The 6933-nt window shown below is 52.9% G+C and carries 4 protein-coding genes; 3 read left to right on the forward strand and 1 reads right to left on the reverse strand.

Going from position 1 to position 6933, the window contains the following annotated elements; translation table 11 throughout:
- The first annotated feature begins 23 nt into the window (after window positions 1-23).
- Window positions 24-806 carry a hypothetical protein gene (locus tag Q0K10_RS07310; RefSeq protein WP_294505209.1) on the forward strand — a complete coding sequence of 261 codons (783 nt, stop codon included), beginning with the start codon at window positions 24-26 and terminating at the stop codon, window positions 804-806.
- 80 nt (window positions 807-886) lie between these two features.
- Here Q0K10_RS07310 and Q0K10_RS07315 read toward each other — a convergent pair whose 3' ends face one another.
- Window positions 887-1639 carry a type II secretion system protein gene (locus Q0K10_RS07315; RefSeq protein WP_366942975.1) on the reverse strand — a complete coding sequence of 251 codons (753 nt, stop codon included), beginning with the start codon at window positions 1637-1639 and terminating at the stop codon, window positions 887-889.
- Between the two features lie 324 nt (window positions 1640-1963).
- Between Q0K10_RS07315 and Q0K10_RS07320 the strand changes: the two genes are divergently transcribed.
- Both Q0K10_RS07320 and Q0K10_RS07325 read left to right on the forward strand, forming a co-directional pair.
- A complete protein-coding gene (locus Q0K10_RS07320) occupies window positions 1964-3367 on the forward strand; it encodes a substrate-binding domain-containing protein (protein ID WP_294505218.1) in 1404 nt (467 codons plus the stop codon).
- 418 nt (window positions 3368-3785) lie between these two features.
- Window positions 3786-6839 (forward strand): hypothetical protein, encoded by a 3054-nt coding sequence (locus Q0K10_RS07325; protein ID WP_294505216.1) that lies wholly within the window; start codon window positions 3786-3788, stop codon window positions 6837-6839.
- Window positions 6840-6933 lie beyond the last annotated feature (94 nt).

A 6933-nucleotide genomic window follows, 5' to 3' on the forward strand; every position in this document is an offset into this window, starting at 1 on the left:
CAACAGTCAATGAGAGGATTTCAATGAGACGGATTCAGTCAGGTTGGTTGAGACGATTCGGTTGTTCGGTTTTTGCGGTACTTTGCGCGGTCGGCTTTGCCGGTTGCAGTTCTTTGCCGGAAGAGGAGCTTTATCCGGTCGACATTTCGCTTGAGACGATCGAGACGAACATGCAGAAAGCGCTCGACCCGAGCGGGCGGTACGCGAAGGCGAAGAGTTATTTTCAGCGCCAGACCTCGGTGACGGAGAACTGGCTTGAGGAGAATGTCGGAGAGAGTATCACGGATGTCTGGTTCCTCGCGCCCGACAAGCTCAAGATGGTGACCCGGGTTGACAACCGCCCGCAGAGCGGCGTTTTCATCGACGGAGAACGGGGATGGCTGTACAACTATGTGGATGAGCGGGAAAGTGAACTCAGCGAAGAGCGGATGAAGCTGGTCAAGACTCTGATTCTCATTGCAAATCCCGGCAGCAGTCTTTCGAAGGTGTTCGATCATATTTCGATTTCCGGATGCGTCATGGAGGAGGAGGACTACTACCGGCTCAGCTGCCGCGTGAACGATGCCGACGAGAGTGCTCCTGCGCTGAACATCTACATCGACAAGGATGACTTTCTCATCAAGGTTTACCGGATCGGGGACTCCATGTCGAAGATCGTCCGCTACGGCATGCATGAAGGCGTGCGGATTCCCGTGGAGATCCAGACGGTGAAGGGGGGCGACACGACACGCGTCCATGTCGTCGACTACCAGCTCGATGTGCCGATTTCGGAATCGGAATTCAAACCGCCGTACATCTACCGCTGAAGACGGCCGGTTGTGAGATAAAACGCTGACCCGGAAGAGGGATTCCCCCCGCTTCCGGGTCTCTGGTTTTTTACATGAATTTAATATACCGCGGTCGAAACAGAAGCGTGGTCGATAAAAGCATATTGAATCGTATTGGATTTTTTCAGTGCGGATAAATTTGACAGCTGTGCGTTTCCGGCAACAAACCCGATTCCGGCCTTGCCGTTGTGCAGGCAATTTGCGCCGTATGATGATTTCCCCGACGGTTCGAAGTTGTAATAATTTTGCCCTTTGGGGGCATATGTAATGGTCGTTCCATCCAGAACCAGCGGAGTGTTGGACGGATTCTTCATCATTTTTACATGGAAATAGGAATCGTTCCAGGCTCCAACTCCTCCTGTTGACGACATCATGAAGTTTTCTCCAAGCATTGCCACGCGTTCGTCTCCGCTGTAATTTTTCCACGGATAAGCATAAGTCATTGTTGCATCCGCGATGGCAGGGTTTGCGCTCGGACAGAAGAACACCTTGTGCGGGAGATAAGCGCTTCCCACCTCCAGAGTTGTCGGGGCGGGGTCCGAGTATTTGGTGAAACGAGTACCGGTGAGGGCATATGACATCCTCATGCTGATTGCGTTGTGAATGCTCAGAATCATGCCGTCGTTGTCGGTCTCATACTGATTGGCTGCCAGCGTGATTTGCTTCAGCTGGTTCACGCATGAGATGCCTCTGGCGTTTTCCCTGGCGCTGTTCAAGGCCGGCAGCAGCATTGCGGCGAGGATTGTGATGATCGCAATCACAACAAGAAGCTCTATAAGTGTAAAATCCTGACTCTCATGCGTTTTAAAGATTTTTTTTCATTGTTTGTCTCCTCTGTTCATTGCCGGTAGTTGTTGGTCTTTCGCCTAAAAAGAGATTCCAAATCTCTGTATTTGCTTTCTAACAGTTTATCTCATGTTTGCCCTCCTCCTGCGCATCGATCTTGATCGGACTGGCTTTGCTGGTCTGTTTCCCTTCTTCCTGGAACATTTCCTGGTCGATGAAGCTCGGCTGATTGGGGTCGTTGTTTTTTTCGAGGGAGGCCGCTCGTCTCTCCTGATTGCCGGTTCCGTCGCATGTTCGACGGGAGAGCGCAGGAGGAAATTTTTCGGCGGAGGTATTGCCATTGTGTGCAAATGCCGCGTTCCTCCGGATTAAATGGAGATACCGGTCTGCCCTTAATATTTCGAATCGCGTTCATTGCACCTCTCACGTTTCCATTCCCAATTATACCTCAAACAAAATTTGAAAACAAGAAAAAAGATGATTATATTATGAAAACTTTTGCAAACAAGGGTGGGATTTTGAAGAAGGTCACTGCGCGCAAAATTGCCCGGATGCTCGGGGTTTCCGGTTCGACGGTATCCCGGGCGCTCAACAACTCTTCCTCCGTTGCATCCGATACCCGGAAGATGATTCTGGAGACCGCCCGCAAAATGGGTTTCAGTCTGCCGCACACTCAGAATCAGACGATTGCCGTGATCGGAGATTTTTTTCCGCAGGACGTGACCGGCTATTACAGCTTGTTCTATTTTATCTATGATGAGATCGCCCGTCGGGGAGGCCATGTGGAACTTGTTGCCGCCAAGGATATTGAGTTGCTCAATGAACGCATTTTTCATGGGGCGGTCAACTACTCCACCTCGATTCTGGATTTTTCATTGAAGTGGAAGGAGGCCTACAATATTCCGCTGGTGAACATCAACCAGTTCATCTCGGATGCGGATACCGGGCAGGTGGTTATGGATACCCAGGCTGCCATGTACGATGCGATAGAGTGCCTTGTGCGGCACGGCCATCGGAAAATTGCGTATTTGAGTCTGGAATCTGAGATGGCGGAAAGGCAGAAGGGATGTCGCAGATTGTACAATTATGAAGCCGCCATGCGGGCTCACGGCTTCGATGATCTGACGGATTTGATCTTTTTTGACGCTGAAAATGTTCTGGAGGAGACCATCTTCAGAATCCTGGAGAAGAACATTACGGGAGTCGTTATGCCGACGGAAATATCGGGCATCCGTCTGGAAGCGATTTTGCATCGGAACCATATCAGAATCCCGGAAACCCTTTCGCTGGTGACTTGGGAATATCCACTGATTTCAGCAGTCCTGACGCCGCCTCGAACGACAATTGCCATCGATTACCATGAGATTGCCGAGAAAGCCGTTTCGATGCTCTACGAAATGCTCTCCCGGCAATCTCCTCCAAGAACCGTTTTCGTCTCGGCAAAATTCATTGAACGAGAGAGCATACAGTCCATTTCGGCATCAGAAAGAGCATCTGTGATCCAGGCCGGAAGCACGTTCGTTCAGAGGCGGATTCTTGCCGCATTGCTGGAGAGGCCGATGTCACGCCGGGAGCTGGCGGAGTATCTCAAGCTCTCTCCTGCGAACGGGAATTTTCGGAAATGTCTCGGCAAGTTGTTGAAAATGAATATGATCGCATTGACGGACCCTCATTCTGTTCATTCCCGGAACCAGAAATATTCCCTGGTTGAGCCGGGATCGCGCGGTGCTTCGCCGCAGGCGTGTCAGCAGTAAAATCCGGTATTTCAAGGTCTCTTTTTCCGGTTGGGCCGGCAGAGGTCTTCGTCGTTTCCCGGAGGCTGGAGATTTTTTGTTTACAGGGGCCTTTTCTGATGCTCATTTATCCGGAGGAGAAGCCTTTTGGGGGAGACTGTCAGGGGGCGGATTTTGTTGTTTTTTGTTCTGCTTTTTCGATAAAACACGATCATTTTACCTGAAGAACGGCCCTGAAAGACAACGAATCTTCGGATCTCTGCCTGGAGGGGAGCATCCATGGCGACTCTGCGAAAATGTTGCAAAAAATTTCGTATTATCGTTGTTTCTTGTCTTGGTTTTTTTATGGAGCCGAGGTATAATTATATCAGTTTTGCGGTACGCCGGTATCGGAATCGTCGCAAGAAGATTGCAGTTTCAACAAAAGGAATATTTCCCCATGAAAAATTTTTTCCAAGGAGTACGGCGCGGCCTGATCGGGGCATGCCTGTTCACGTTGATGGCCGGCAATGCCGCGACAGGTCAGGATAACAGCAGAGAATTTCAAGCCTTTTCGCCCACTCTCAAGGCCGGACGGATCAAGGCGACCCATACCGGCAAAGCTACGGACAACGTTTCAATCAGCGAAACCGTCAGCAACGGCCGTCCCGGACTGAAAGTCGCGTGGCATGACCTGTCGAACGGATTGATCCGGCTGCATATGATCCGCGATTACGTTCCGCTGGATTTTTATTCCTGCAAAATTCGTATGAATCTTTATCTCCCGGATCCGGCGGCATTTCACGATTCCCTTTACCTTGTGCTGGAGGACCGTCTGGGCGAACAGTTCGAACTGCAGCAGCGTATCCAGCCCGTATCAGGATGGCAGACAATCACCTTTGAACTGCATACCGGCAAGATATATCCGAAGTGCTGGGGCGGCGACAAGCGGTTGGACGCCCCGCTGCTGCTGCGTCAGATCAATTTCGGCATCAAACAGCCTGCGGGAATGATCGTTCTGGGGGAGGTCACCGGCGAAATCCTCTCCGCGCCGTGCATTGCTGAAATCGTCACCGGCAACCCGATTCATATCCTCCGGGCCGACAGGGACGATCGACCGGAACTCCTGCTGCGCAACTACAATAACCGCACACTGAATCTGCATGGAAAATGCACCATAAAAGACGCGGACGGAAAAAACGTTGAAGTCATTCCCGTGCCGGAGAAGCTGGACGCCGGAGCATCGGTGCGGATCCCGCTTCCCGAACCTTCCGGATTCGGAATATTTTACTGCACGCTGGAGCTGGATGACGGAATCGCGCCTCCCGTGACCCGTACCATGAGCTACGCCAGAATGCTCCCCGCCGGCCCGACACCGGGAGTTTCGACCGGATTCCACTTCGCCGTACACTCCCACGCGGATATCGGCACGGTGGGTGCCAGAGACTTGAGCGCTCTTGCCGCCGGCATGTGCGGCGCGAAAGTTTTCCGCACAGGGACCAACTGGGACATCAAGGAGAATGGCTCTTGCGACTGGACCGTCGCAGATCAATTGCTCGATGCGTTTGGCGCCCAGGGATTGGAACCGCAGTTTCAGTGCGGCGGATGGCTGCCGGAGTGGGCGCTGGATTTGGAAAAACCGCTTTCCCGTGACTTCGGCGGCGATCCGCGGCGGATGGATTACGCCAGATTTCCGAAACTCGACAAATGGGGGAAGATGATTACTCTCCTTCTGGAGCATTTCCGCGGCAGAGTCCGGTTTGTTGAACCGTGGAATGAGCCGGATCTGGCGTATTTCGCCAACTTTTCCGTGGAGGATTACTGCCGTCTGCAAAAATTCTTTTATGAGACCGTAAAACATGCCGATCCCTCGGTCAAGGTGATGACCGGCGGTTTTGCCCTGTTGAACGTGAACGAACCGAGGCACGCGGTCCATCCCGATTATCTCCGGGAGGCCCTGCGGGGGAGCAGAGGATTTTATGATATCATTGCATTTCACGGTCACGGCCCGCAGCAGATGTACAGAACCCAGATCTCCGGCTTGAACCGTATCCGGCAGGAGGTCGGAGTTGCCGACACGCCGTGGTGGTCCAATGAAACCGCGATTTCGTCGGCAGCCATCGGCGAGCGGGCCCAGGCGGAAACGTTGTTCAAAAAGCTGCTGTACTGCTGGGCGAACGGCGGCGTCGGTTACACCTGGTACAACATCCGCAACAAGGGGTATCTGCCCAACGACGGGGAACACAACTTCGGATTGGTCACGAAAGATTTTTATCCGAAACAGGTGTATTTGACCTACAACATGCTGGCCGGTCTCTACCGCAATGCGGAATTCCTGCGCACGCTGAACGATGCCAATGAGTTTCAGGTTTATCTGTTCCGGGCGGCCAACGGCGATTATCTGGTTCCCAGCTGGAACGTGAACGGCAGCCATTTCAATCTTCTGGTGCTGAGCAATATCACCGGAAAAGTCTCAATCATCGACATTTTCGGCAATGAAACGGAAATCAGCACCTCCAGCGGTCTCTGCCTGATCCCCGCCGGACATGCGCCGCAGACAGTCCGGATCTCCGGGCAGAAGGAGGAACCCGGCTATGTTTCCGATTTCATCGAATTTCCGAAACGCATTTATGTCCGCAACGATCAGGAGGACGTGAATCTGACCGTGAAATTCCACAATCCGCTTCGGACGGAACTCTCCGGCGTCATCCGTTTGAAGGCTCCGGAGAACGGAACGGTCCAGCCGCAGCAGCAGGAGTTGCGGCTTGCCCCCGGACAGGCCGCAACGCTGGATTTTCAGTTGAAATTGACTCCGGACCCCAGCGGAAGCGCGCTCATGCGGAAGATTCCCTGTTCCATCAAGCTCGGTGAGATGATCGGGGAATTCCACATGGAGCTCTATTCGGTCAGGAAAATAAAACCGGATTTCCAGTCGGTGCCGGATTTCGTGCTGAACAAGAGCGAACAGGTGCTGCCGCGCTTTTTGAATGTCCCGGGCAATGCTCATCTGATCTGGCAGGGACCTCAGGATTTGAGCGCTGAAATCCATCTTGCGCTGGACGAGAAGTTCTTCCGGATCAAGTATGTGGTCAAGGACGACGTTTTTACCCAGAATTTCCGCGATGCGGACCTGTGGAAAGGCGACAGCGTCCAGCTCAATCTCTGGCTTCCGGGCCAGGCTGACATGTGGGAAATCGGAGCCTCCCGCAACGGTGACGGCACTTCCGGAAAGTGGGTCTGGGAAGCTCCTTCGCGGCAGCTCAAGTTGGCCATGATTGAAAAAATGCAGGTGGAAACATCCTGGAATCCGGAGAATTCAACCATGACTTATGTCATCGCTCTTCCGCTGGATGTTCTCGGCGTGACGCCGGAAATGCGCGGCAAGCCGTTCCCCATCGGCGTCCAGGTCAACGACAACGACGGCAGTGTGCGGGAATCATCCATGCTTACGGCGCCGCAATTCGGCGGTTCCATGAGGATAACGGATCATGCCCCGCTGATCATCTTCGACTGATCTCCCGGCGTGGCGCGCAGGGGCTGTTGCAAAACCTCACAAGGTATGCGACAGCCCTTTTTCTTTTGAATCTCGGTAAAATTGTGTATAATAA

Origin of the sequence: uncultured Victivallis sp., from assembly GCF_944391105.1 — a bacterium.
Taxonomy (GTDB): domain Bacteria; phylum Verrucomicrobiota; class Lentisphaeria; order Victivallales; family Victivallaceae; genus Victivallis.

Coding starts and splice junctions, on each gene's coding strand:
- Q0K10_RS07310 (WP_294505209.1), top strand. CDS start 24: ATGAGACGGATTCAGTCAGGTTGGTTGAGACGATTCGGTTGTTCGGTT.
- Q0K10_RS07320 (WP_294505218.1), top strand. CDS start 1,964: ATGCCGCGTTCCTCCGGATTAAATGGAGATACCGGTCTGCCCTTAATA.
- Q0K10_RS07325 (WP_294505216.1), top strand. CDS start 3,786: ATGAAAAATTTTTTCCAAGGAGTACGGCGCGGCCTGATCGGGGCATGC.